Annotated in this window: 17 protein-coding genes and 1 pseudogene; 11 read left to right on the top strand and 7 right to left on the bottom strand. The window is 71.0% G+C overall.

Translation table 11 applies throughout. From position 1 onward, the window contains the following. The first annotated feature begins 56 nt into the window (after positions 1-56). Both KZC52_RS04915 and KZC52_RS04910 read left to right on the top strand, forming a co-directional pair. A complete protein-coding gene (locus KZC52_RS04915) occupies positions 57-764 on the top strand; it encodes a YflT domain-containing protein (protein WP_247622940.1) in 708 nt (235 codons plus the stop codon). After that, entirely contained in the window at positions 764-1,432 is a 669-nt protein-coding gene (locus KZC52_RS04910) for an alpha/beta hydrolase family protein (RefSeq protein WP_247622939.1), read from the top strand. Before KZC52_RS04915 ends, KZC52_RS04910 begins: the two co-directional genes overlap by 1 nt. Positions 1,433-1,443: 11 nt before the next feature. On the opposite strand, the gene KZC52_RS04905 is transcribed toward KZC52_RS04910, so the two are convergent. Both KZC52_RS04905 and KZC52_RS04900 read right to left on the bottom strand, forming a co-directional pair. Continuing rightward, positions 1,444-2,856, bottom strand: a complete 1,413-nt coding sequence (locus KZC52_RS04905; RefSeq protein ID WP_247622938.1) for an aminopeptidase P family protein — start codon at positions 2,854-2,856, stop codon at positions 1,444-1,446. 36 nt (positions 2,857-2,892) lie between these two features. After that, entirely contained in the window at positions 2,893-3,915 is a 1,023-nt protein-coding gene (locus tag KZC52_RS04900) for an endonuclease/exonuclease/phosphatase family protein (protein WP_247622937.1), read from the bottom strand. Between the two features lie 100 nt (positions 3,916-4,015). Between KZC52_RS04900 and KZC52_RS04895 the strand changes: the two genes are divergently transcribed. Both KZC52_RS04895 and KZC52_RS04890 read left to right on the top strand, forming a co-directional pair. Beyond that, positions 4,016-4,891, top strand: a complete 876-nt coding sequence (locus tag KZC52_RS04895) for a PHP domain-containing protein (protein ID WP_247622936.1) — start codon at positions 4,016-4,018, stop codon at positions 4,889-4,891. A gap of 68 nt (positions 4,892-4,959) precedes the next feature. After that, positions 4,960-5,826 carry a DUF817 domain-containing protein gene (locus tag KZC52_RS04890; protein ID WP_247622935.1) on the top strand — a complete coding sequence of 289 codons (867 nt, stop codon included), beginning with the start codon at positions 4,960-4,962 and terminating at the stop codon, positions 5,824-5,826. A 45-nt stretch (positions 5,827-5,871) separates the two neighbouring features. Here the strand turns inward: KZC52_RS04890 and KZC52_RS04885 are convergent, their stop codons facing one another. Next, positions 5,872-7,395 carry a DEAD/DEAH box helicase gene (locus KZC52_RS04885; RefSeq protein WP_247622934.1) on the bottom strand — a complete coding sequence of 508 codons (1,524 nt, stop codon included), beginning with the start codon at positions 7,393-7,395 and terminating at the stop codon, positions 5,872-5,874. A gap of 195 nt (positions 7,396-7,590) precedes the next feature. Between KZC52_RS04885 and KZC52_RS04880 the strand changes: the two genes are divergently transcribed. Next, the gene (locus tag KZC52_RS04880; RefSeq protein WP_247622933.1) at positions 7,591-8,307 is read left to right on the top strand and encodes a ferritin-like fold-containing protein; all 717 of its coding nucleotides are present in this window, start codon (positions 7,591-7,593) and stop codon (positions 8,305-8,307) included. A gap of 46 nt (positions 8,308-8,353) precedes the next feature. Here the strand turns inward: KZC52_RS04880 and KZC52_RS04875 are convergent, their stop codons facing one another. Both KZC52_RS04875 and KZC52_RS04870 read right to left on the bottom strand, forming a co-directional pair. Beyond that, positions 8,354-8,641, bottom strand: a complete 288-nt coding sequence (locus KZC52_RS04875) for a hypothetical protein (RefSeq protein WP_247622932.1) — start codon at positions 8,639-8,641, stop codon at positions 8,354-8,356. Between the two features lie 5 nt (positions 8,642-8,646). After that, the gene (locus KZC52_RS04870; RefSeq protein ID WP_247622931.1) at positions 8,647-8,871 is read right to left on the bottom strand and encodes a DUF3107 domain-containing protein; all 225 of its coding nucleotides are present in this window, start codon (positions 8,869-8,871) and stop codon (positions 8,647-8,649) included. 137 nt (positions 8,872-9,008) lie between these two features. Here KZC52_RS04870 and KZC52_RS04865 point away from each other — a divergent pair. The 3 genes and pseudogenes from KZC52_RS04865 to KZC52_RS04855 form a co-directional block, all read left to right on the top strand. Then, positions 9,009-11,072 (top strand): annotated as a pseudogene (locus KZC52_RS04865) (ATP-dependent helicase); the annotation flags it as partial. Between the two features lie 382 nt (positions 11,073-11,454). After that, complete coding sequence (locus KZC52_RS04860) at positions 11,455-12,255, top strand: RecB family exonuclease (protein ID WP_308194248.1); 801 nt, start codon at positions 11,455-11,457, stop codon at positions 12,253-12,255. Beyond that, positions 12,252-15,755, top strand: coding sequence for an ATP-dependent helicase (locus tag KZC52_RS04855; RefSeq protein ID WP_247622930.1), 3,504 nt, complete (start codon positions 12,252-12,254; stop codon positions 15,753-15,755). The genes KZC52_RS04860 and KZC52_RS04855 overlap by 4 nt, the downstream gene beginning before the upstream one ends. On the opposite strand, the gene KZC52_RS04850 is transcribed toward KZC52_RS04855, so the two are convergent. Continuing rightward, entirely contained in the window at positions 15,701-16,981 is a 1,281-nt protein-coding gene (locus tag KZC52_RS04850; protein ID WP_247622929.1) for a phosphotransferase, read from the bottom strand. The genes KZC52_RS04855 and KZC52_RS04850 overlap by 55 nt on opposite strands. 71 nt (positions 16,982-17,052) lie before the next feature. Here KZC52_RS04850 and nudC point away from each other — a divergent pair, with 71 nt between their 5' ends. After that, a complete protein-coding gene (gene nudC, locus KZC52_RS04845; RefSeq protein ID WP_247622928.1) occupies positions 17,053-17,928 on the top strand; it encodes an NAD(+) diphosphatase in 876 nt (291 codons plus the stop codon). Further along, complete coding sequence (locus tag KZC52_RS04840; protein WP_247622927.1) at positions 17,925-19,646, top strand: ATP-dependent helicase; 1,722 nt, start codon at positions 17,925-17,927, stop codon at positions 19,644-19,646. The genes nudC and KZC52_RS04840 overlap by 4 nt, the downstream gene beginning before the upstream one ends. An 804-nt stretch (positions 19,647-20,450) precedes the next feature. Here the strand turns inward: KZC52_RS04840 and KZC52_RS04835 are convergent. Then, positions 20,451-21,860, bottom strand: coding sequence for a zinc-dependent metalloprotease (locus KZC52_RS04835; RefSeq protein WP_247622926.1), 1,410 nt, complete (start codon positions 21,858-21,860; stop codon positions 20,451-20,453). A gap of 117 nt (positions 21,861-21,977) precedes the next feature. On the opposite strand from KZC52_RS04835, the gene KZC52_RS04830 reads away from it, so the two are divergent. Further along, positions 21,978-23,063, top strand: coding sequence for a YlbL family protein (locus tag KZC52_RS04830; RefSeq protein ID WP_247622925.1), 1,086 nt, complete (start codon positions 21,978-21,980; stop codon positions 23,061-23,063). The last annotated feature ends 47 nt before the right edge of the window (positions 23,064-23,110 follow it).

Below are 23,110 nucleotides of genomic sequence, written 5' to 3'. Positions count from 1 at the left end.
GTCCCCCGGATCGACGCTCCGAGGACGCGCGCATCGAGGCGTGGGACAATGGGCGGATGAGCATGCTCAACCGTCCCGTGAACAGCGCCGACACCGGCGAGATGGTGGCGTCCACCCGTGACTACGCCACCGCGCAGAAGACCGTGTCGACGCTGATCGCCGCCGAGATCCCCGCCCGTGACATCGCGATCGTGGGCCAGGGCGTCCGCACGGTCGAGCGCATCACCGGTCGCCTCGGCTACGCGACGGCCGCGCGTTCCGGCGCGGTGAACGGCGTGCTCATCGGTCTCTTCCTCTCGGCGATCCTCGTGATCGGCAACCCCGAGGTCCCGATCCAGCTGTTCCTGGGCTTCGTGCTCATCGGCGTGGCGATCGGCATGATCCTCAGCCTCGTGACCTTCGCGATCGTCCGCCGACGTCGCGACTTCGCGAGTGTGACGCAGCTGGCGGCCGACCACTACGAGGTCACGGTGCTGCCGGCGTCGCTGGCGAAGGCTCGTCAGGCGCTGGGGACCGCCCGCCAGGCGCCCGTGCGCCCGCCCGTCGATCTCGACGAGCCCCCGCGCTACGGCGAGCGGATCACGCCGGGGAGCCAGGGCCAGGCGCCCGTGCCCTCCGGCGAACCGGTGATCCCGCCGCGGCCCGCCGCACCGGTCGCTCCCGGAGCGGACGCGCCGACCGCGCCCGAGGCCGACGACAAGGGTAAGCCCGCGAAGCCGGGCGAGGGCGACGCTCCCGCTGCAGGTACGCCCGAGCCCGCCTGATGCTCGCATCCGGACGCTCGTCGTTCGAGGTCGCCCTGCCCGCAGGTGGAACGCAGGTCTCGGTCGAGCGCACCCCGGGCGAGGGGCGTACGACGATCCTGATCGCGCACGGTGCGGGCGCCGGAATGGACCACCCGTTCCTCACCGGGCTCGCCGCGGCGTTGACGGAGGCCGGGTTCTCGACCGCTCGGTTCAACTTCCCCTACGTGGAGCAGGGGCGACGGATGCCGGGCCCCGCCGCGCACGCGATCGCGACGTGGCGCGCCGCCGTCGCCGCGGAGCGGGAGCTCGACCCGACGGCGCGGATCATCGCGGCCGGCAAGTCGTACGGCGGCCGGATGGCCTCGATGGCCGTGGCCGAGGGACTCGACGTCGACGCTCTCGTCTATCTCGGCTATCCGTTGCACTCGCCGGGCGCCCCCGAGAAGCTGCGCGCCGAGCATCTGCCGGCGATCGCCGTGCCCCAGCTGTTCATCGAGGGCTCGAACGACCCGTTCATCCAGCCGCTCACGCAGTTCGAGGAGGTCTTCGAGACCTGCCGGGATGCGCGCGTCGCCTGGATCGACGGCGGAGGTCACAGCTTCGAGGTGAAGGGGCGCAAGCGTCCGGCATCCGATATCGGTGCCGGGCTCGCGCCCCTCCTCGTGGACTTCGCCGCCCGGATCTGACTCCCGAGGGATCAGCTCTGGACGCGGGCGATCCAGGCCTCGATCTCGTCGGCCGTGCGGGGGATGCCGGCCGAGAGGTTGACGGGACCGTCCTCGGTCATGAGGATGTCGTCCTCGATGCGCACGCCGATCCCGCGGAGTTCGGCGGGGACGGTGAGATCGTCGATCTGGAAGTACAGGCCGGGCTCGATCGTGAACACCATGCCCGGGGCGACGATGCCGTCGTAGTACATCTCGCGGCGAGCCTGGGCGCAGTCGTGCACGTCGATGCCGAGGTGGTGCGAGGTGCCGTGCACCATGTAGCGGCGGTGCTGGCCGCCGGCGTCGGCGTCGAGGGCCTCCTCGGCCGTGACGGGGAGCAGACCCCACTCCGCGACGCGAGCGGCGATCACGGTCATGGCCGCAGCGTGGATGTCGCGGAAGCGCACCCCGACCTTCGCGGCGGCGAAGGCGACGTCGGCCGCTTCGCGCACGGCTTCGTAGACACGGCGCTGCACATCGGTGAACGTGCCGGAGACGGGCAGCGTGCGGGTGATGTCGGCGGTGTAGAGGCTGTCGGCCTCGACACCGGCGTCGACGAGGATCAGATCGCCGGGCACCACGGCGCCGTCGTTGCGGGTCCAGTGCAGGTAGCAGGCGTGGGGCCCGGAGGCGGCGATGGTGTCGTATCCCTCTCCGTTGCCGTCCTCGCGTGCCCGGCGGTGGAACACGCCCTCGACGACGCGCTCGCCGCGCGCGTGCGCCACGGCGGAGGGGAGCTCGCGGATGATGTCGTCGAAGCCCGCGGCGGTGATCTCGACCGCACGTCGCATCTCGGCGATCTCGAAGTCGTCCTTGATGAGGCGCAGCTCGGAGACCGTACGGGTCAGCGTCTCGTCCTCATCGAGCACCAGCTCTCCCTCGGCCGGCGCGAACTCGGCCAGGTGCGCGGTGGTGAGGGCGAGGTCGGCGGCGACACCGGCCAGCGAGGGGCGTGGTCCGATCCAGAACTCTCCGACGGTGGCGTCGGCGTAGAACTCGGTCGTGGTGCGGTCGGCACGCTCGCGGAAGTACAGGGTCACGTCGTGACCGTCGTCGGTCGGGTCGAAGACGAGCACCGAGTCGGGCTCGGTGTCGGATGCCCAGCCGGTGAGGTGCGCGAAGGCGGAGTGCGCACGGAACACGTAGTCGGTGTCGTTGCTGCGCTGCTTGAGGGAGCCCGCCGGGATGACGAGGCGCTTACCGGGGAACGCGGCCGAGAGCGCGGCGCGGCGCACGGCGGCGTAGGGTGCCTGCTCGCGCGCGCCGGGAAGCGTCTCGGGACGCTCGGCCCACCCGGTCGAGATGGTGTCGAGGAAGCCCTGCGGGAACGGCTGCTTGCGATTCGTGTTGCTGTTCTCGACGTCGGGTTCGGCGATCGTGTCGCGTTCTGCTGCGGTGCTCATCCCTCAAGTCTCTCACTCGGGGATGCACGCCGCCTCTCAGCCGGCGGGCTCGAGCTGCACCACGAGGGCACGGTGATCGCTGCCGCCGGCGTCGTCGAGCACGACCGAACCGGTGGGCGTCCAGTTCTGCGAGGCCATCACATGATCGATCGGCGCGCCCGCCAACGGGGGCAGCGAGCTGGGCCAGGTTCCGACGACTCCGTTCCCGGTGCGCGAAGCGACATCGCGGCAGTACCCGATGTCACCGCCCTCGACGCCGAGACCGGCCATGTGGTCGATCGTCGCGTTGAAGTCGCCCGCGAGGATGAAATCGCCCGCGGGGCACTGGTCGGCGATCCACTGGAGATCGGACTGCCACTGCTGCATCTCCTCCACGCGGGGGGCCACGGCGTGCACCGCCACGACCGTGGGCCCGCTCCCGTCGACCGGCATCAGCACGACGCTGGGCACCGAGCCGGTGTTGCTCGTGCCGTCCTGCGACGATTCGATGACCGAGTACTCCCCGAGGTCGGGGGAGACCAGGACGGTCGTCTGCCAGGACTGCGGGCCGTCGGGCACGTCGGGGCGGAACTGCACGTGGTGCACCCACATCGGATGCCCCTGCTCGCGCAGCATGAGCGCGATGCGCTCGCCCACGGCCTCGGTCGTCTCGGGGAGCGCGACGATATCGGCTCCCTGGTCGAGGATCTCCTGGGCGATCTGGTCGGCCGACACCGCCTCGCCGGCGGTGTTCCAGGTCAGAACACGGACGCTCGTCTCCGTCTTGTCGGGGAGGGCCGACGTGCCGAATCCGCGGGTCGCTCCGATGATTCCGGTCGCTCCGGCTCCGAGCAGCGCGACGATGAGGATCGAGGCGGCGAAGCCGCGCAGCGGGCGGGCGAGTAGCAGCAGCAGCGCCAGGAGCGCGATCACCACGAAGATGCCCAGCACCACACCGCGCGCCGCGACGACCTGCGCGAAGGGATAGGTCTGCTCCAGCCGGAAGAACTGCGGCCACACCACGACGGCCGTGGCGGCGGCGAACAGCACGGTGATCAGGATTCCGAGGAGGCGAAACATCCCCTCCAGCCTAGGAGCGCCGCCTGTGAAGTCCCTGCCGCGACAGGCGGGACTGCGCTCCCGTGCGCCCGCCCTCCGCACCGCTCGGTACGCTCGGAGGATGGCCCCTGAGCACCCCCGTCGATTCGTCGGTCCCGCCGACCTGCATCTGCACTCGAATCACTCCGACGGAACCGAGGCGCCGGCCGAGGTCGTGCGCCAGGCGCACGCGCACGGACTGCGCACGATCGCGCTCACCGACCACGACCGCACGACCGGTTGGGGCGAGGCGGCGGAGGCGACGGCGGCGCTGGGAATGACCTTCCTGCCGGGGATGGAACTGTCGGCGAAGCACGACTGGCGCAGCGTCCACGTGCTGGGCTACCTGTTCGACCCCGACGACGCGGCCCTGCGGGCGGAGACGGATCGCATCCGCGGCGACCGCATCGGCCGGGCCGAGCGGATCGTCCGCAGCATCGGCCGCGATTACGACCTGCACTGGGACGACGTGCTCGCCCAGACCACGCCGGACGCGACGGTCGGTCGCCCGCACATCGCGGATGCGCTCGTCGCACGAGGAATCGTCCGCGATCGCACCGAGGCGTTCGACGGCATCCTGCATCCGCGCGAGGGGTATTACGAGCCGCACTACGCGCCGGATCCGCTCACCGCCGTCCGGCTCATCACGGACGCCGGGGGAGTGGCGATCATCGCCCACCCGGTGACCTCCGGTCGCGACCGTATGATGCCGATGTCGTTCCTGGAGCAGCTGATCGACGCGGGGCTCGGCGGCTTCGAGATCGACCATCGGGAGAACACCGAGGCAGGGAAGGCCCTGCTGCGCGAACTCGCCGCTCGACGCGATCTCATCGTCACCGGCTCCAGCGACTACCACGGCAGCGGCAAGCCCAACCGGCCCGGGGAGAACACCACGAGCGACGAGATGGTCGAGCGCCTGATCGCGCGCGCCTCCGGTACCACACCGCGCTACCCCTGACGGGGCTTCCCGGCATACTGGCGGTCGACTCCCGGCGCTCTCGCCGTCGTCGTCGATACGCTCGCCCGATGCAACGCGCCACCTCGCTCGAGCGCCGGATCGACGCGGCCGCTCACCGTCTGCTCCGCGATGCCCCGGCGAACGGCATCCGCGCGTTCCTCGTCGAGTTCGCCGTCTTCGTGCTCAAGCAGGCCTGGGCCTGCATCTTCGGCGCGGCGCTCCTCGTCGTGATCGTCGCCACGCGGCTCTGGTATCCCGATGACGTGGCCCTCGCCCGGAACGATGCCCTCACGATCGCCGCCGTGCTCATCCAGGTCGCGATGCTGGTGTTCCGGCTCGAGAGCGGACGCGAGCTGTGGGTGATCCTGCTCTTCCACGTCACCGGCACGGTCATGGAGTTGTTCAAGACCGACGTGGGGTCGTGGGCGTATGCCGCCGACGGCATCCTCCGCATCGGCGGAGTGCCGCTGTTCAGCGGTTTCATGTACGCCGCGGTCGGCTCCTACATGGTGCGCGTCTACCGCCTGTTCGACCTCGGGTTCACGCGGTACCCGCGCCGATGGCTCACCGCACTCGTCGCCCTGGCGATCTACGCGAACTTCTTCGCGCACCACTACTGGTGGGATGCGCGCTGGGTTCTGCTGATCGTCGTGCTCGTGCTCTGGCTGCCGACGGTCATGCACGCGCGGGTCTGGCGGCGGACGCTGCGCATCCCGCTCCTGCTGGCGTTCGCCGGCGTCGCGGTGTTCATCTACTTCGCCGAGAACATCGGCACGCTGGCCGGTGCCTGGGCGTACCCGGATCAGGCCGACGGGTGGCAACCCGTCTCTCCGAGCAAGCTCGTGTCGTGGTTCCTGCTCATGATCATCTCGGTCGTGCTCGTGACGTGGGTGTACCCGCCGAAGGCCCCGGCGCAGGCCCGAGCCGGGACATGAAAGAGGGGCGGATGCCGCAGCATCCGCCCCTCTGTCGAAACCGTCTCAGGCGCCCGCGACCGGTGCCGCGCTCGCTCCGCCGGAACCTCCGCGACGACGGCGGCGACGGCGAGCCGGGGCGGGCTTTCCGTCGTGGTGCTCCTTGCCCGCACCGTCGTGCGTGCCGGCGCCCTCGGCGCTGCGATCGGCGGCGGGGGCACCGTCGCCGTCACCCGAGGCCGCAGGTGCGGCGCCCTCGGCGAACGTCGAACCGACCGGGTTCGCCCCGCCGCGACGGCGACGACGGCGGCGCGTGCCGCCCTCGTCGGTGCCCTCGGCAGCGGCATCCGCTGCGCGCTCGGGGCGCGGGGTGCGCGGGGGACGGGTCGACTCCGCCTTGGGCGCCGAGACGAGACGGCCCTTCGTGCCGGCGGGGATGTCGAGGTCCTCGTACAGGTGCGGGCTCGAGGAGTAGGTCTCGACGGGCTCGGGCTGACCGAACTCGAGGGCGCGGTTGATCAGGGCCCACTTGTGCAGGTCCTCCCAGTCGACGAACGTGACCGCGATACCGGTCTTGCCCGCGCGGCCCGTGCGGCCCGCGCGGTGCAGGTACGTCTTATCCTCGTCCGGGATCGTGTGGTTGATCACGTGCGTGACGTCGTCGACGTCGATGCCGCGGGCGGCGACGTCGGTCGCGACCAGGACGTCCTTCTTGCCGGCCTTGAACGCCGCCATCGAGCGCTCGCGCTGGTCTTGGCCCATGTCGCCGTGCACTCCGCCGACGTTGAAACCGCGGTCGCCGAGCTCGTCGACCAGTCGCTGGGCCGCACGCTTGGTGCGGGTGAAGATCACGGTCTTGCCGCGGCCCTCGGCCTGCAGGATGCGGGCGATGACCTCGTCCTTGTCGAGCGAGTGCGCGCGGTAGACGAGGTGCTTGATGTTCGCCTGCGTGAGGCCCTCGTCGGGGTCGTTGGCGCGGATGTGGATCGGGTTCGTCATGAAGCGACGGGCCAGCGCCACGATCGGGCCGGGCATCGTCGCCGAGAACAGCTGGGTGTGGCGCACGGCCGGCACCTTCTGGAAGATCTTCTCGATGTCGGCGAGGAAGCCGAGGTCGAGCATCTTGTCGGCCTCGTCGAGCACGACCTCGGTCGCGTTCGACAGGTCGAGCAGACGCTGGCCGGCGAGGTCGATCAGGCGACCGGGCGTGCCGACGACGATCTGCGCGCCGGCCTTGAGCTGGTCGATCTGGCCTTCGTACGCCTTGCCGCCGTAGATGGCGACGACGCTGGTCGAGCGGTTGCTGGTGAGCAGGTCGATGTCCTCGTAGACCTGCACCGCGAGCTCGCGGGTCGGCACGACGATGAGCGCCTTCACCCCGTGCTCGGGGTCGAGGCCGAGACGCTGGACGACGGGGATGCCGAAGCCGAAGGTCTTTCCGGTTCCGGTCTTCGCCTGGCCGATGATGTCCTGGCCCGGAAGGCCGAGGGGGATGGTCTGCTCCTGGATGGGGAACGCGTCGACGATGCCCTTCGCAGCGAGCGCATCGACGATGTCCTGATCGATCCCGAGATCGGAGAAAGTAGTCACTGTATTCAGATTGCCTGTCCGGCGGTCGTGCTGAGACCGCCACGTTAACGATCCACGCCGTCTCTTGTGCCACAGGCGCGGGCCCCGCTCCGACGGCGGGGACACGCCCAGCCTACCGGAGGGCGGCCGAACGCCCGAGGAGGACCTCCGCCCCGGGTATTGTGATCGTCGTGGCGAACTCGGTAGGGAGACCTCGTGGTTAAGTGGTTCTGGCAGCGCGACGATGCGCCGCGACGCACTCTCGCCCTGCGCAGCCGGGGCGACCAGGGCGACGCGACCCGCGTGGACTTCGCCGACCTCGCACCCGAGCTGCCCCGCTTCCTGGGCCAGGCCGCCTATCTGCAGCTGGGGTACTTCGAGACCCTCACGCGTCTCATCCGCGCGACGCCGGAGCTCGCCGAGAAGGAAGCGCTCTCCCGTGCGGCCGGGGCCGCTCTCACGAAGCATCGCGGCATCGTCGAGGTGATCGCCGAGCGCGGCGACGACCCCACGCAGCTGATGCTCCCGTTCCGCGAGAACCTCGATGCGTTCCGCCGCAAGACGATCGGTGCGCGACCGCGCGAGACGCTCCTCGCCGTGTACATCACGGCCGGGATGCTCGACGACTTCTATCTCGCCCTCGCCTCCAGCTACGGCGAGACCGGGCGGCGGATCGCCGAGATCCTGCGCGAGGACGACGCCCGCCACGAGATCGTCTCGATCATCCAGGAGACGATCGAGAGCGACGAGGAGTGGCGCTCACTGCTGTCGATGTGGGCGCGACGCCTGGTGGGTGACACGATCCTCGTCTGCCGCTCGGCGCTGAAGCCCGAGGTCTTCGTGGCACCGGACGACGAGCGCATCGAACCTGTGTACACCGAGCTGATGGGCGCGCACGCGCGTCGCATGGATGCGATGGGGCTCGCGTCCTAGACGTGCGAACCTATCCAGACCTGCGGACCTATCTGGACGTGCGGACCTAGATGCCGAGGGCCGCGGTCTTCGCCGCATCCGAGCGACGACGCGCGGCGACCAGAGCGAGAGTCGCGACGACGGCGACCAGGACACCGCCGAGGATGCTCGCGAGCCAGAGCCACACGTTGTCCTCGCCGAGACCGGCCCACTGCAGGCCCGTGTAGAGCGCGGCGGTGACGACCGTCGCGATGCCCGGGGTCAGTGCGGCGCCGCGGAGTTCGCGGCCGTCGATGAGGAAATGCGCGGCGATGCCCAGAGCGCAGGCGGCGACGAGGGCGAGAAGGATGTACATCGCGATCAGGCGACGAACCCGACCCGGCGCGATTCCTCGGTGCCCAGCTCGATGTAGGCGAGGTTCGCGGTGGGGACGATGTAGGAGTTGCCCTTGATGTCGGTGAAGCTCAGGTGCGCGGTGCTCTGGTCGAGCGCTGCCGCGACCTGGGTGCGGATCTCTTCTGCTGCGGTGGCGGTCTCGAAGCTCAGCTCGCGGCCGGTGTTGATGATTCCGATGCGGATTTCCACGCGTACTCCTTGGAGTGTCAGGACGATGTCGTCGTCCGAGGTCTGCGCCAACTCTACCCCGCAGGTGCGTCGCCGGATCGGCGCAGGGGAGCGGTTTCGCCGTGAGCGCACACGCGCCCGACCCACCGCGGGAGGCGATGTCGGCGCACGCCGCTAGCGTGGAGTGCATGACAGGGGATGCCGCGCAGCGAGCCGTGATCGACGCCGCGGCGACCGCATCCGGAGTCATCATCGGCGCACCGGGAACGGGCAAGACGCGCACGTTGATCGAGCGCATCGGCAGGCTGCTCGATCACGAGGGGCTGCGCCCCGAGGAGGTGCTGGCCCTCACTCCGAGCAGGCAGGCGGCGACGGCGCTCCGCGACCGCATCGGCGTGCGCGTCCGCCAGGCGACGCCGGGTCCGCTCGCGCGGTCGCTCGGATCCTTCGCCTTCCAGATCGTTCGCGGAGCGATGGTGCACGCGGGTTCCGAGCCGCCGGCGTTGCTCACGGGCGCCGATCAGGACCGGATCATCGCCGAGCTCCTCGCGGGCGACGCCGAAGACGGCGGCATCCGCTGGCCCGACGCGCTCAGCGCATCGGTGCGCGGGTCGAAGGGGTTCCGTTCCGAGCTGCGTGCGCTCATCGCCGAGTGCACCGAGCTGGGTGTGCTCCCGGACGAGCTGAAGGCATCGGGCGACCCGATCTGGGCGGCCGCCGCCGATTTCATTCTCGAGTACCGCTCGGTGCTCGACGCGTTGCGCTCGGCGCATCGCGACGCCGCAGACCTGCTCGGCGAGGCGAGCACGATCCTCCGTGACGCGTCCCCGGGCACGCTCGGCCCCCTGGCGCCCCTGCGCGTGGTGCTCATCGATGACGCGCAGGAGCTGACCCGCGGGGGCGTCGCCGTCGTCCAGGCGCTGCGTGCCCGAGGGGTCTCGGTGCTCGCGTTCGGCGATCCCGATATCTCCTCCGGTGCGTTCCGGGGAGCGAGCCCCGAGCTGTTCGCCGACCTCGTGTCGGCGCTCGGAGCGGTGCACGTGCTCGACGGCGCGCACCGCCAGCACCCGGCGCTCACCGCGCTCACCCGCACCGTGACGCAGGCGATCGGGGTCTCGGGAAGGGTCGAGCACCGGCGCGCACCGCAGGCCGGCCCGATCGAGGGAGCGGATGCCGCCGTCACGTCGTTCCTCGCCCCGTCGCCGCACGAGGAGTTCGACCGCATCGCCGGTGTCATGCGCGAATGGCACCTCATGCAGGGCGTCGCCTGGGATCGCATGGCCGTCATCGCCCACGACACGCGTCAGGTGACACTGCTCGAGACCGAGCTCGCCGCGCGGGAGATCCCGACACGGGCCGCCGGCGTGCAGCGTCCGCTCGGCAGCGAGGGCGTCGTGCGCGACATCGTCGGCATCGTGCGCCTCGCACTCACTCCGGCAGCGGAGCGCACGTCCGCGGAACTCGAAGAAGCCCTGCGCACGCCGTTCGGGGGGATGGACGCGATCGCCCTGCGTCGTCTGCGCGCGCGGCTGCGACACCTCGAGCTGGAACACGGGGGAGCCACACCCGCTCGCGAGCTGCTGCGCCAGGCGATGGCCGACCCCGAGCACTTCACGCTCATCGATGCCCCGGAGTCCCGCACGGCCCGGCGGTTCGCCGAGACGATCGAGGCGGTCTCGGCCGCCGCGCGAGCCGGCGAGACGATCCACGACCTGCTCTGGCGGATCTGGGAGCAGTCGCGGGCGATCGACGGCCGCCGCCTGCACATCGCGTGGCGAGAGGTGTCGGCGCAGCCCGGCGGCGCCGAGACCGCGCGATCGCTGGATGCCCTCGTCTCGCTGTTCGACGCGGCCAAGCGCTTCGTCGAGCGCACGCCGAACGAGCGCCCGGAGACGTTCGTTCGCGACATCCTCGACAGCGAGGTGCCCGAGGACTCGCTCTCGACACCCGATCGGCCGGGGCGGGTCACTCTGCTCACCCCGGCGACCGCGCTCGGCACCGAGTTCGACGCGGTCGTCGTGGCCGGTCTTCAAGACGGCGTCTGGCCGAACCTCCGGCTCCGGGGCGGGATGCTGCAGACCTGGCGTCTTCCCGACGCCGTGACGTCGATGCGTACCGGCGTCCCCCTCGAGACGCCGGGCATCCTGGATCGGCGAAGAGGAGCGCTGCACGACGAGCTCCGCCTCTTCGTCCGGGCCATTTCGCGCGCGCGGGACCGGATCCTCGTGACGGCGGTCGACGACGACGACCAAAGCCCGAGCCCGTTCTTCGCGTTCCTGCCGACGCCCGACGCCCCGGAGGCACACGCATCGGCCGAGCATCCGCTCACCCTCCGCGGACTCGTCGCGCGCCACCGACGCACCCTCACGACGGCGACCTCCGACCCGGCACGTCGTCTCGCCGCGGAGCAGCTCGCGATCCTCGCGGCCGAGGGTGTCGCCGGCGCGGATCCGCGGGACTGGTACGGCGTCACGCCACCGAGCACCGATCGTCCCCTGCGGGACCTCGCCGCCGACGGTGCGCGGGTGTCGCCTTCGAAGATGGAGTCCTACGAGGAGTGCGGCCTGAACTGGGTCGTCTCCGCCCTGGGGGGGCGACACCGTGATGCCGCCGACGGCGGGGATCGGCACGATCATCCACGAGGCCATGGAGAAGGTACCGGACGGCGACCTCGAGCAGATGCGGGCGATCGTCGCGGAGCACTGGCCCGAGCTGGACTTCGAGACCGAGTGGATCGGACGCAAGGAGCGGCGTCGAGCCGACCTCTACGTCGACCGGCTGCACACGTACCTCGGCGACGTCCGACGCGACGGAGGGCGGGTCGTCGGCAGCGAGACGCGGTTCGACTTCGCCGTCTCCCTGCCCGATGACGACGGCCTCCCGGTCGTGCACGACGTCGGTGACGACAGAGGAGCGCGCGCGATCGTGAGCGGCTACATCGACCGTATCGAGGCCTATCCTCCGGGGGCGGGGGAGCATCCCCCGGCGCGGGGGCGCGGGTGGACCGAGATGACCGCGGACCGCGAGGGCGAGCGCGCGGTGGTCGTCGACCTCAAGACCGGACGCACCGATCCGGAGGCGGACGCGGGAGTCCGTGAGCACGCCCAACTGGCGGCGTACCAGGTGGCGGTCCAGCAGGGCCTGATCGAGGGTGCCCCCGCCGATGCCCTCGCCGGGGCGCGTCTCGTGATCGTCTCGAAGACCCTCGCCAAGAGCGACTACCGCATCGCCCACCAGCACACGCTCGACGACACCGCGCGCGAGGCGTTCCTGCGCCGTGTGGCCGATGCCGCCCGCGGGATGTCGGCCTCGAGTTTCACCGCGCAGGTCGAGTCGCACTGCGCCGACACGCAGCGCCGCATCCACCCCTGTCGGATCCACACTGTCCCGGCGGTGAGCGCGTGACCGGCTGGGGCGGCGGACTCGGGTTGTCGGCGACCGATGTCGCGGCGGCTCTCGGCCAGCCCTCACCCACCCCCGCGCAGCAGCAGGTGATCGAGGCGCCGCCGTCGCCCGCCCTCGTCGTCGCCGGAGCGGGCAGCGGGAAGACCGAGACGATGTCGGGTCGCGTGGTGTGGCTCGTCGCCAACGGTCATGTACGACGCGACGAGATCCTCGGACTCACCTTCACCCGAAAGGCTGCGGGCGAGCTCGCCGAGCGCATCGGGCACCGCCTCGCCGTGATCGACGAGTTCGGTCGCCGCGGTCTGCTGCCGCACGTGCCGGAGATCGTGGCGACGCACGCCCTGCGCCGGGTGGAAGAGGCGGCCGCGGGTCGTCAGCGCGACGTCGTGCGGACGCACGTGCTCGACGAGCTCGCCGGCCGTTACGGCACGGGCTGGGACCCGACCGCTCCGCGTGCGGCCGAGGAGCTGATGATCCGCCCACGGGTGTCGACCTACAACGCCTTCGCCGACGGCATCGTGCGCGAGCACGCCGCTCGGATCGGACGGGACGCCGACGTGGCGATGCTGAGCCAGGCCGCGTCGTGGATGCTCGCGCGAGAGGTCGTGCTGCGCGCCGACCTCCCGGAACTCGAGGGGATCGACTACGCGCTCGGCACGGTCATCGACGCGGTGCAGCGCCTCGCGGGGGAGGCTCTCGACCATCGGGTCGATCTCGACGAGGCCGAGCGTCTCGCGCGCGAGACGGCGCTGTCGTTCGAGCCGTACCGCGGCAACGGCGACGTCGAGAAGGCGGCGGCGAACCTTCTCAGCCTGCCGACGCTCGCCGCGCTCGTGCGCGAGTACATCGCCGAGAAGGGGCGACGCGGCGTGCTCGACTTCGCCGATCAGGTCGGTGGCGCCTACGACATCGTCGAGGCCGCTCCCGACGTGCGCGCCGAGCTGCGCGAGCAGCACCGCGTCGTCCTGCTCGACGAGTATCAGGACACCTCGGTCATCCAGACCCGTTTCCTCGCCGAGCTGTTCCACGACAGCGCGGTGATGGCCGTGGGAGACCCGCACCAGTCGATCTACGGCTGGCGCGGCGCGAGCGCCGACAATCTGTACGCGTTCTCGAGCGCCTTCGCGCGCGAGCAGGAGGCGCAGACGTACAGCCTCATGACCAGCTGGCGCAACGACCGCGGCATCCTCGACATCGCCAATCGCGTGCTCGAGCCGCTGCAGCGGCCGGGGCTCGACGTGCCCCCACTCGAACCCCGTCCCGGTGCGGGCTCCGGAAGCGTCGATCTGCGATTCGCTTTCACGGTCGACGACGAGGCCGCCGATGTCGCTCGCTGGTTCGTCGAGCGACGAGCCGCGCACGACGCATCCGCCGCCGGGCGCCCGCACACCGGCGCGCTGCTGTTCCGTTCGAAACGTCACATGCAGACCTTCGCGGCCGCGCTCGCCGCGGAGGGCGTACCGCACCGCATCCTCGGGCTCGGCGGACTGTTGGCGACCCCCGAAGTGGTCGACGTCGTCTCCACCCTGCGCGTGGTCCACGACCCGACCGCGGGTTCGGCACTCATCCGTCTGCTCACGGGTCCGCGGTTCGGCGTCGGGGTGGCCGATATGGCCGCTCTCTACGATCTCGGCCGAACCCTCGCCGAACGCGACACCTCGATGATGCCGCTTCCCGAAGAGGTGCGCGTGCGACTGCGCTCGTCGCGCGGCGCCGATGAGGCGGTGTCGATCGTCGATGCCGTCGACGTGGTGCGAGCGGTGCGCGACGACTATCGCCTGCTGGAGGGATTCACCCCTGACGGGCGATCGCGCATCCGCGCAGCGGGGGAGATGCTCGAGCGGCTTCGGCGTGCCTCGTCGCAGCCGCTGACCGAGCTGCTGCGTCTGATCGAACTCGAGCTGCGCCTCGACATCGAACTCGCGGCGAACGAGACCCGGGGGCCGGCACGGGTCGCCTCGACGCAGCTCCGCGCGTTCTCCGATGAGGTGCGTGCCTTTCTCTCGGCCGACGACCGCGGCACGATCGGCAGCCTCCTCGCCTGGCTCGACAAGGCGGAGAGCACCGACGAGCTCATGCCGCGCCCGGAGCCCCCCGAGCCGGGCGTGGTGCAGCTGCTGACGATCCACGGATCGAAGGGGCTGGAGTGGGATGCCGTCGCAGTCGTCCGTCTCGTCGCCGACGAACTCCCCAGCCGGGTCTCCGACACCTCGGGCTGGTTCGGCTTCGGGGTCGTGCCGTTCGCGCTCCGCGGCGACCGCGACGCGCTGCCGCGATTCGAATGGGACCCCGAGGGTGCGGTCGACGGTGAGCTCGACCCGAAGAAACGCCAGGCGCTGGCGCAGGCGTCACTGTCGGGCGGGGCGACCAAGGCCAATCCCCAGGGCGGCGCGATCAAGCGCTTCAAGGACGCGTACCGCGCCTATCAGCAGCAGGAGGAACGCCGGCTCGCCTACGTGGCGGTCACACGCGCGCGCACCGACCTGCTTCTCAGCGGTGCGCACTGGGCGGGGCAGAAGGCTCCCCGCACGCCGAGTCCTTTCCTGCTCGAGGCGATCGACGTGCGCGAGCACGAGCCCATCGAACCGGTCAATCCCGACGAGAACCCCTACGACGGGCCGGGAGCGACGGTCTCGTGGCCACTGGATCCGCTCGGTGCCCGCCGTCCGCTCGTCGAGTCGGCGGCGGAGATGGTAGCCGGGGCCCTCGCGCGACCCGAGACGCTGATTCCCTCGGAAGAGCTCGAGCGGCTCCTCGCCGAGCGCGCCGCGCGTCTGCGTGGCATCGACGCAGCGGCGCCGACCCGCGTGCCCGCCTCCCGTTTCAAGGACTACGTCACGGACTACGGCGGCACGGTCTCGGCGATCATCCGCCCGATGCCGGAGCGTCCGTACCGGCAGACCCGACTCGGCACGCTCTTCCACGCCTGGGTCGAGCACCGGTCATCGCTCGTGGGCGTCGGTGCCCGCGTCGACGAGGCGCTCTGGGAGATCGACGAGGACGAGGTGGGCGGCGAGATCGGTCCGGCGCCGGGAGAGGGAACCGGCGAAGCGGCGGATGCGGCCGACCTCGCCATCCTCCAGGCGACGTTCGAGCGCAGCGAGTGGGGTTCCCTCCAGCCGATCGCCGTCGAGATCGAGATCGACTTCGCGCTCGGCGCCGGGCTCGCGGATGCCCCCGCTGACCGGGCCGGCGAGTCCGACGCGCACATCGTGATCTGCAAGCTCGATGCCGTGTACCGCCGCGACGATCGTGGAGGCCGGATCGAGATCGTCGACTGGAAGACGGGAAAGCCGCCGAAGGGCGAGGCCGAGCGGGACGAGCGGATGCTGCAGCTCGCACTGTACGGTCTCGCCTACCACCGCCGATTCGGGGTGCCGCTCGACGAGATCGACGTCGCGCTCTACTACGTCGCCGACGACCTCGTCATCCGCGGAGACCGGGTCTACTCCGAGTCCGAGCTCTTCCAGCGCTGGAGCGCCGCGCGCGCCGCGCGCTGAGCCTCGTCGTCATCGCGTTCGTCGTCATCCGCGTCGTCGCCGGCGTCCGCCGGGGCCGTGAAGATATCGCCGACGCCGGTGAGGTCCTCGGTTTCGACGTCGACCATCGCGGCGCGACGCGCCGCTTCGGAGGTGTCGGTCGACGACGATCCCTCCTCCGATTCCTGCGCCCAGAGTTCGTCGGGATTGTAGGCGTCGGTCTGCATCGAGGTGTCGATCAGTGCTGCGGCTTCCGCGGGAACGCGGTCGAGCGCGTCGAGGGCCGAGTCGACCCCCTCGTTCCGCGCGGCGACGACGGCGAGGTCGTCCGCGCGGAGACCCTCGGCGAGCGCCTCGAGAAGGGCAGCCGCATCGTCGACGATGTCGGGGCGGTGCAGCGAGTCCCCGTGCACCAGCCAGCGCGCGAACTCGAGTTCGGCGAGCATCCGTGCGCGCACCTCGATCGCACCGTCCGGTGAACGCTCCGACGACCGGGCGTAGGCGGCCTGCACGTCGGGTGCCGCGTCGGGCGCGGCCGAGAGCCAGGCGAGGTCGACGGCCGGGTCGCCGACCGAGAGGCCGTGCCAGTTCAGCAGTCCGGTGACCTGGGGACCGCGCTCATCGTCGTCCTCGAGCAGGAAGGAGGTCGACTGCACGCCGTTCAGGGTCACGGTCGACTCGAAGCGCCACAACTCGTCGTCGGCGACGGCATCCCGCCAGCGCGCCGTCAGCCGGGCGGGAACGCGGCCGGTGGAGGCCGCGTCGTCGACCAGCCGCCGGATGTCCTCTCGGCTCTCCTCGGCCGAGCGTGAGACGAGACCCGCGCTCCGGACGATCGAGACGGGCAGGCCGTGCACGGCGGCGATCGCTGCCCCCATCGACTCCGCCGTGCCGCGTCCGGCCGGTACGTGGGCGGCCTCGACCTGGAAGCCGGGGAGGAGTTCGGTGACGAGGGCGCGACCATCGCCGACGCGGGTCTCGCCCACGTACTCGGGTGCGCGGAACGGGAGGATCGCCCGCGCGCCGGCCGTCAGGGCGCGCAGCGCGAGGGACTCGGCGGCGAGCTCCCGGGCCGTCTCGTCGTCGTCCGCGACGCGGATCGCGAGCTCGCGCCCGTCGGCCAGCGAGGCGACGGCGGAGTCGAAACGTGCGTCACCGTCTGCGCTCAGCGTGCGAGTACCCGTGACCTCCGCGCCGGGCAGTGCCGCCGTCACGGCCGCGGCTAGAGTGAAAGGTGAGCGTCCCATGCCCTAAGGGTAGGTCGGCTCAGGGGCGGTCCCGCCTCCGCCACGCCCGTGAGAGAGGGAGTCGATCACCCATGCACCGCCCAACCCTCGACCGCGCGGCCGAGCTCCGCGAGGAATCCGGCGTCATCGATCGTCTGCGCGGAGAGACGTCGACACGCGTGATCGCCGTCCGCGACGGTCGAGTGCGCGTGACCGATGATCTGCTGGTCCGCGTCGCGCCGACCGAACCCGTCGATGCCACATGGGCGCTCCTCGGGCGCGACGAGTCCGGAACTCCGCTGTTGTTGGCCGCGCTTCCGGCCAAGAGCGCATCGATCGACGCGGCTCCCGACGAGACGTGGCTCGGGCTGCGTGATCTCGGAGCGCGGCTCCCGGCGCAGGAGAGCGAGATCCTCATCGAGGCGCTGGCGCTCGCCGCCTGGCTGCGCGATGCGCCGTTCTGCCCGACCTGCGGCGGAGGCACCGAGATCCGTCAGGCGGGATGGTCGCGTCGCTGTCTGGTCTGCGGGCGCGATCACTTCCCGCGAACCGACCCTGCCGTGATCGTGGCGGTCGAGAGCCGCGACGGCGAGCGACTGCTCCTCGGCGCGAACGCGAACTGGGGCGGTCGGATGTACTCGTGCTTCGCGGGGTTCGTCGAGGCGGGCGAGTCGCTCGAATCGACCGTTCATCGTGAGCTCGCCGAGGAATCGGGGGTGCGTCTCTCCGCGCTGCGCTACGTGTCTTCGCAGGCTTGGCCGTTCCCGCGCTCTCTGATGGTCGGCTTCCGCGCGGTCGTCGACGACGAGGCGGATGCCCGCGCCGACGGCGAGGAGATCGTCGACGTGCGCTGGTTCACCCGCGCGGAGATCACGTCGTCCCTGGCGGGAGAGGGGCCCGTCGGGCTGCCCGGACACGCATCGATCGCGCGCGCACTCATCGTGGACTGGCTCGAGGCGGGCGCGTGAGCGCTCTCGACGCACTCGACGAGCGCCAGCGGCAGGCGGCATCGGTCCTCCGCGGACCCGTCGCGGTGCTGGCGGGGGCCGGTACCGGCAAGACGCGCGTGATCACCCACCGGATCGCGCACGGAGTCGACACCGGCGCGTACTCGCCCGCGCGGGTGATGGCCGTGACGTTCACGGCGAAGGCCGCGGGGGAGCTGCGTGGGCGCCTGCGTGCGCTCGGGGTCGAGGGCGTCGCCGCCCGCACGTTCCACGCCGCCGCTCTCGCGCAGCTCAACTTCTTCTGGCCGACGCTCGCCGGACAGCCCGCCCCGTCGATCATCGACAACAAGGTGCGGATGCTGGGACAGGTCGCCGACGCCATCCGCCTGCGTCCCAGCACCGCGACCCTGCGGGACATCGCGTCGGAGATCGAATGGCGCAAGGTCTCCATGCTCTCGATCGAGCAGCACGCGACCCTGGGACGGTCGGTATCCGGCGTCGATGCGACGCAACTCGCCGAACTGCAGCGCGGATACGAGGCGCTCAAGGACGAGCGGAACCAGCTCGATTTCGAAGACGTTCTCCTGGCGTGCGCCGGGATGCTCGAGGCCGAACCGCGAGTCGCCGCATCGGTGCACGAGCAGTACCGCCACTTCACGGTCGACGAGTTCCAGGACGTCTCGCCTCTGCAGAACCGACTGCTCGAGCTCTGGATCGGTGACAGGCACGACATCTGCGTGGTCGGCGACGCCAGCCAGACGATCTACTCCTTCGCCGGCGCCGAGCAGCGTTTCCTCCTCGAGTTCGAGCGCCGCCATCCCGATGCGACCGTCGTGCGGCTCGAGACGAACTACCGCTCGCAGGCTCCCATCCTCTCCGCCGCGAACGCGCTCATGAAGGGGCGCCCCGGCGCCCTGGAGCTCACCCCCGCGCGCGAGCAGTTCGCGACCGAGCCGCCCACCGTCACCGCGTACGACAGCGAGCGCGACGAGGCGGAGGGAATCGCCGCGTCCATCTCGGCGCAGATCGCCGAGGGCATCTCTCCCGCAGACATCGCGGTGCTCTACCGGGCCCATGCCCAATCGGCCGCGCTGCAGCAGGCGCTCGCCGCGGAGGGCATCCCGACCACGGTGCTGGGCGGCACCCGTTTCTTCTCGATGCCCGAGGTGCGTCAGGCGATCCTCGCGATCCGTGCTGCGGCCGTCGCCCCGGTGGAGCAGGGGTTCGTCCCTGCGGTGCAGCGCGTGCTGCGCGAGCTCGGACTCACCGATGAACCGCCGGCGGCGGGCGGAGCCCAGCGTGACGGCTGGGAGGCGCGACGCGCGATCCTCCGCCTCGCCGAGGAGGCCGGGCCCGAAGCCACCTTGCGCTCCTTCGGCGATGCGCTCATGGCCCGGGCGAAGGATCAGCACGAGCCGACCATGCGCACCGTCACGCTCTCGACCCTGCACGCCGCGAAAGGCCTGGAGTGGTTGCACGTCCACCTCGCCGGATGGGCGGAGGGGGCATTGCCGATCTCCTATGCGACGAGCTTCGAATCGATCGACGAGGAGCGCCGTCTCGCGTACGTCGGCGTCACGCGAGCCGCGCGAACTCTGTCTCTGTCGTGGTCGCGCTCGGCGGGACGAGGCGAACGGGCTCCCTCGCGGTTCCTGGCAGAGATCGGGACGACGGGACGCGGCACAGGCATTCTCCGTGAAACCTCACCGCTCGCGAGTCGCGGGACCCGTCCGCGCTGAGCCGGATGATCTCGCTCTCCGCCGAGGGCGCGGCGGCGAGAAGGCGCGCGGCGATCGCTCCGGCGCCCGCGATGAGCACGGCGCGAACGCGCCCGGGGTCGCGAGCGACGAGCTGCGTGTGCAGTCGGGGCCAGGCGGGGTCGAGATCGCGAGCATGGAGATCGCGGCACGTGAGGCACGGCGTGATGCCGGGGACGACCATCGGGCCGATCGTCACCTGATCGCGACCGACGGCGACGGGCAGGTGCGTCACATCGTCGCGGAGGTACGTCGCCAGTTGCATCGCCGCAGCGCTGCCGGCGACGAGCACCACGGCCGCGCCGGACCGAGAACCGTGCTCTCCGATCGGAACGCCCTCGTCGGCGAGGCTCTCCCGCAAGCGATGCTCGGTGCGGGCATCGGTCACGCCGAGTCGCTCGACCCAGGCGGCGCGCGGCACGGGCGGGTCGTCGATGAGGAGGTGTTCCAGCCGCGCGAGCAGCGCTCGCGCCTCCTCGCGCGGCGCCCCGAGTCCGTGCGCGATCACGTCGAAGGAGGCTCGGCGGAAGCCGGAACCCATCCGTGACAGCAGCAGCTCCACCCATGCCGCTTCGGCGTCGATGTGCAGATCGCCGTCGAGTCCGAGCTGCAGCGTGCGCTCGTCGCGCCAGAGCAGCGGAAGGGCGGGGGAGAGGCGGGTGAGTGTCGTCGGCGTGAGCGGAGGCATCCACCGATTCTGGACATTCCACGGCGTCCATGGGATGCCGCAGAGACATCCGTGGACAACGCGACTGCTCCTCTCCGATGGGGAGGAGCAGTCGCGGCTCAGACCGGTCGGTCGCCCTCGGGGCGGTCTTCCGACTCGTCTCCGCCCGACGAATCTCCGTCCGGCTTTCCGTCGGCGTCGCCCGAGAAGTCGTCACCGTCGAGCAGGCGGGCCAGCGCCTCGTCGAACTCGTCGGCGACCGGCTGCTCGCCCCGCGCCGTCGCCTGGAGGCGGGCGACGAGGGCCGTCGGGTCGTCGATGTCGTCGGCGGTCGGCATCAGATCGGGGTAGTCCCAGAGCGCGTCGCGGGCGGCGATACCGACGGCATCCGTGACCTGCTGCCACATCGCGGCGGCCTCGCGCATGCGGCGCGGGCGCAGCTTCAGACCGACGAGAGCCCCGAGCGCGTCCTCGGCGGGACCGCCGACCGCGCGCCGACGACGTGCCGCCTCCGCGAGCCGTGCACCGTCGGGGAGGCGCGAGGTCGCCTGGGTGGTGACGACGTCGACCCAGCCGTCGATCGTCGCGATGAGGTTCTCGAGCCGCGTCAGTGCCTCGCGCTGCGCCTCGGTCTGCGTCGGCAGCAGGGCACCGCCCTCGATCGCGGCCCGCAGCTCCTCGGGATTGGACGGATCGAGTCGGCTCGCCACGTCTTCGAGTGCATCCACATCGACCGTCACCCCGCGCGCGAAGTCGGTGATCTGGGCCATCACGTGCAGGTGCAGCCACTTGGCGTGCCGGTACAGGCGGGCGTACGCGAGCTCGCGCGCCGCGAGGTAGAGGGCGATCTGGTCGTCGGGGATCTCGAGTCCCTCGCCGAAGGCGGAGAGGTTCTGCGGGATGATCGCGGCGGTGCCGGCGGGGAGCACCGGGATGCCGACGTCTCCGCCCGAGACCACCTCGAGCGAGAGGTTGCCGAGCACCTGGCCGAACTGCGCGGCGAACACCGAACCGCCGAGCCCGCGCATGAGCCTGCCCGCGCCCTGCACGACGTCGCGCATCTCCTCGGGGACCTGCGTGTCGAGTGCGCTGGTGAGCGCATCGGCGATGCTGGTCGAGACGGGGCCGGCGATCTCCTTCCACACGGGGAGGGTCTTCTCGACCCATTCGCCGCGGGTCATCGCGACCGGCGCCTGGGCGAGGTCGGAGATCGTGGTCGCCTCGCCGAGCCAGAGCCCCGCCAGGGCGAACGCATCCACGAGCGAGGTGCGCGAGCCGTCGGTGATGCCCTGTCCGTCGCGGTTCGCGATGTGCAGCGCCTGGCGCAGCGCGTTCTCCCAGGCGTCGCCGCCGAACGCGCCCTGCAACTGCGACATGATCGTCTGCATCATCGCGGGGTCGAGCGCCAGCCCGTCCATGCCCTCGAAAGCACCACGCAGCGCCTCGGGGTCGATGTCGCCTCCCTGGCCTGCGAGCATCCGCCGCAGGAACTCCTGGAAGTCCTCGGGTGTCGGGTCGTTGTCTGCCATGTCGATCGCCCTCTCAGCACGCCTATAGCCGTGCCATCTACGCTAGTCACAGGTTCATGCGAGCGAACCCGATGCGGGCAGATCCCTGTACGCCGCTCGCGAACGACGGAGGATGCTGTGGAACGAACGCGGCCTGTGAAGCTCGGACTCGGCGTCTGGGCGTTGATCGTCGCACTCGTGGCACTGGTCGTCCTCACCTTCCTCCCCACCCCCTACGTCATCCAGCGGCCGGGCCCCGTCTACGACACCCTCGGCACGGCCGCGGGTGCGGACGGGGAGAAGGTGCCGCTCATCAGCATCGAGGGCGCCGAGACGTTCGACACCGGCGGCACGCTCGATCTGACCACCGTCCAGGTCGTCGGCAACCGCGAGCGCACCCCCAGCTGGTTCGAACTCGCGCTGGCGTGGACCGACTCCTCCCGCGCCGTCGTACCGCTCGACTCCGTGTTCCCGGAGGGCGTGACCACCGAGCAGCGCGATGAGCGCAACGCGACCCTGATGGTCGACTCGCAGCACGAGGCGACCGCCGCGGCGCTGGGAGAGCTCGGCTACGACACAGGGGCCGAGGTCGTCGTCGTCGAGGCTGTCGAGGATTCCCCGGCCGAGGGCATCCTCGAACCCGACGACGTGATCACCGCGATCGACGGCGACCCCGTGGTGTCGGCGAAGCAGCTGCGCTCGCGCATCCAGGACATCGGGGGAGCGGAGATCGACCTCACGGTCCTGCGAGACGGCCAGGAGCAGGACGTCACGATCACTCCGCAGGAGTACACCGAGGGCGACACGACCATGTGGCTGATCGGCATCACCCTTCGCACCGACTACGACTTCCCGATCGACGTGACGATCCAGCTCGACAACGTCGGCGGCCCCAGCGCGGGGATGATGTTCGCCCTCGGGATCATCGACCAGCTCACCCCGGGCGAGCTCAACGGTGGCGAGAACGTCGCCGGCACCGGCACGATCGAGGCCGACGGCACGGTCGGCCCGATCGGCGGCATCCGTCAGAAGCTCTACGGCGCGCGTGATGCGGGGGCCGAGTTCTTCCTCGCTCCGGCATCGAACTGCGACGAGGTCGTGGGCCACGTGCCCGACGGGTTGCAGGTCGTCCGCACCGCGACGCTCGAGGAATCGCTCGATGCTCTCGAGGTCATCGCCGACGGCGGAGACGTCTCGGCGCTGCCCGCCTGCACCGCGTCGTGACCTCGCCGTGACCGGGATGACAGCCGCAGCCCAGTAACGCGTGCCTA

The sequence above is a fragment of the Microbacterium galbinum genome, from assembly GCF_023091225.1.
In the GTDB taxonomy this organism is placed as follows: Bacteria; Actinomycetota; Actinomycetes; order Actinomycetales; family Microbacteriaceae; genus Microbacterium; species Microbacterium galbinum.
The sequence above is the reverse complement of the archived record's forward strand: the minus strand, read 5'-3'. Positions and strand labels throughout refer to the sequence as shown.

Bases quoted from the DNA above. Each gene is read 5' to 3' on its own strand.
- KZC52_RS04915 (WP_247622940.1), top strand. From the start codon at position 57: ATGAGCATGCTCAACCGTCCCGTGAACAGCGCCGACACCGGCGAGATG.
- KZC52_RS04910 (WP_247622939.1), top strand. From the start codon at position 764: ATGCTCGCATCCGGACGCTCGTCGTTCGAGGTCGCCCTGCCCGCAGGT.
- KZC52_RS04905 (WP_247622938.1), bottom strand. From the start codon at position 2,856: ATGAGCACCGCAGCAGAACGCGACACGATCGCCGAACCCGACGTCGAG.
- KZC52_RS04900 (WP_247622937.1), bottom strand. From the start codon at position 3,915: ATGTTTCGCCTCCTCGGAATCCTGATCACCGTGCTGTTCGCCGCCGCC.
- KZC52_RS04895 (WP_247622936.1), top strand. From the start codon at position 4,016: ATGGCCCCTGAGCACCCCCGTCGATTCGTCGGTCCCGCCGACCTGCAT.
- KZC52_RS04890 (WP_247622935.1), top strand. From the start codon at position 4,960: ATGCAACGCGCCACCTCGCTCGAGCGCCGGATCGACGCGGCCGCTCAC.
- KZC52_RS04875 (WP_247622932.1), bottom strand. From the start codon at position 8,641: ATGTACATCCTTCTCGCCCTCGTCGCCGCCTGCGCTCTGGGCATCGCC.
- KZC52_RS04860 (WP_308194248.1), top strand. From the start codon at position 11,455: ATGCCGCCGACGGCGGGGATCGGCACGATCATCCACGAGGCCATGGAG.
- KZC52_RS04850 (WP_247622929.1), bottom strand. From the start codon at position 16,981: ATGGGACGCTCACCTTTCACTCTAGCCGCGGCCGTGACGGCGGCACTG.
- nudC (WP_247622928.1), top strand. From the start codon at position 17,053: ATGCACCGCCCAACCCTCGACCGCGCGGCCGAGCTCCGCGAGGAATCC.
- KZC52_RS04835 (WP_247622926.1), bottom strand. From the start codon at position 21,860: ATGGCAGACAACGACCCGACACCCGAGGACTTCCAGGAGTTCCTGCGG.